This is a genomic window from Stenotrophomonas sp. P5_B8 (assembly GCF_054049855.1).
This window is the reverse complement of the sequence record NZ_JBFULO010000600.1, coordinates 1-1,823: the sequence shown is the minus strand read 5'-3', so window position 1 is coordinate 1,823 and position 1,823 is coordinate 1. Positions and strand designations below refer to the sequence as shown.

Genomic DNA, 1,823 nt, shown 5'->3' with positions numbered 1-1,823 from the left:
ACGATGCGTTGCTACCGCATTCCGATGGGTCGCTGCCGATCATGGAAGACCTGTACTACGGCGATGTGGATTTCCGCGATCCACTGGTGTCGCCGGTGTTCTCGGAGGAACTGTTGGCCCGGTTCCCACCTACGCTGTTCATCACCGCCACCCGCGCCGCCGAACTGAGCAACGTCTCCTACATGCACGGACGGTTGGTCGACCTGGGGCGCGAATCCGATCTGCACGTGTGGGACGGGCTGGGGCATGCCTTCCACCTGGATGCCAAACTCCCGGAAAGCCAGCAGGCCTATCGAGTGATGGCCCGGTTTTTCACCCGGCACCTGGACGCGTCGCTGCCGGTTCCGTGACAGGGCGCATGCCGATACCGCCGACGGCAGGGGCCGACCCAGCCATTACGGCGCGTATCGCGCGCCTGCACGCGGCTGGAGCCGGGGATGGCCCACAACCCGGCGGCGTTGCGATCGACATTCCAATCCGCCCCTTCCAGGGTGGCGGCTACGGCGTGCGGCCGACGCGACGCGCGATGGATGGCGTCAGCGACCGCCTCCATCTCGCCATGGAACCAACGGTAGCCGTTGACACAGATTTCCCGTGGCTGGTCACCCGGGGCGGGAAACCCGGGAAGAAGCTCGCGCAACGCCGCACTTGCATCGTCCAGCGTCTGGGTGCGAAAACCGGGTTCCTCGGCCCAACGCTCTATTCGGGACAGCCATGACGTCTGCATACGAGTACTCCTGGTGAAAACCAACCATGGCCCTACGCAGGTTACCGGGACGAGAATTCGCACGACGTCAGATGAACGGTTGTGTCTTTGCACATGGACCTCACCGTACGTGCACGCACATACCTTCCGGATACGTAAGGCGCGGCGGGCGACGGTAAACAGCGGCAACCCGATGCCCTGCGGGTGTGACCACAGCGACGGATGTCCAGAGCGGCCTCACACGAACCCGCGCTCAAGTAACGAACGCGGGCCTAGGGTGGTGCATCCATCCAGACGAGGCACGCCCCATGGTATTCCACGCCGCTGCAGCGCCGCCGGCCCGCATCCCTGTCCGCCTCAGGTTCCTGCCGCGTCGGCCGCTACTTACTGGTGCCACCGGCACCCACGGATCTCGCGCCCCATGACATGCACCGGCATCTTCGAGCTGATTGAAGTCCACGGGCCAGGAATGGCACCTGGCGCTGGCGGAGCGGCCATTACCGCCTTGGCCGCCGCCTGTGTTGCATGTAAACGTCACTTCACCGCCATCGCCCGGCAAGGCCTGCAGATCATCCCGGGGGGCGTCGCCATTACCTGCCCCGGCTGCAAAGCACGCCAGGCGATCAGCAACGCACGCTTCGACGGACTTCTGCTTCCCATGGCCTAGGGAGCGCCTGCTGCGCCTCACATGCAGTGTGCTAACAAGCACAGGTCTAGGATCCAACGCACGTGGAAAGACCTTTCGTGTGCGCTGCCGCCCGGCGCGTTTTCGGTCGCGGCAAGGCATGACTTCCGCGCCATTTCGTTGGGGGGAAGGATCGTGCCGGATACAGGTCTGTTCTACCTGCTGGCTGTCGTCGGCGTGCCGGCCGGCTCCACGCAGACAACGGTCAACGCCATCCTCAGCGTGCGTGCGGAGTGCCTGACCTGTCATCACACGATGGAGGTAACCGCGCCCTGGCTGGTGAACATCCCCGGCGGCGGCGCCGTGCTGGACTGCCCGGCGTGTCGCACCCGGCAGGCGATATCAGGCGCGCGCTTTACCGCATTCATCGAGCGGTTTCCCGGCGGCGTGATGTCACCGCGTATCCACCCACCCGACCACGCGCCTCAAGCG

The 1,823-nt window shown here is 65.1% G+C and carries 3 protein-coding genes; all 3 read left to right on the top strand.

All coding sequences use genetic code 11. From position 1 onward, the window contains the following. Positions 1 to 350: alpha/beta hydrolase (locus ACXJKH_RS19795; RefSeq protein ID WP_457321925.1), on the top strand; the 350-nt coding region annotated here is incomplete at its 5' end. Between the two features lie 777 nt (positions 351 to 1,127). Continuing rightward, on the top strand, positions 1,128 to 1,373 hold the full coding sequence (locus tag ACXJKH_RS19790) for a hypothetical protein (protein ID WP_457321923.1): 246 nt from the start codon (positions 1,128 to 1,130) through the stop codon (positions 1,371 to 1,373). A gap of 153 nt (positions 1,374 to 1,526) precedes the next feature. Continuing rightward, positions 1,527 to 1,823 (top strand): hypothetical protein (locus ACXJKH_RS19785; RefSeq protein ID WP_457321921.1); only part of this gene is annotated, 297 nt, incomplete at its 3' end.

Bases quoted from the DNA above. Each gene is read 5' to 3' on its own strand.
- ACXJKH_RS19790 (WP_457321923.1), top strand. From the start codon at position 1,128: ATGACATGCACCGGCATCTTCGAGCTGATTGAAGTCCACGGGCCAGGA.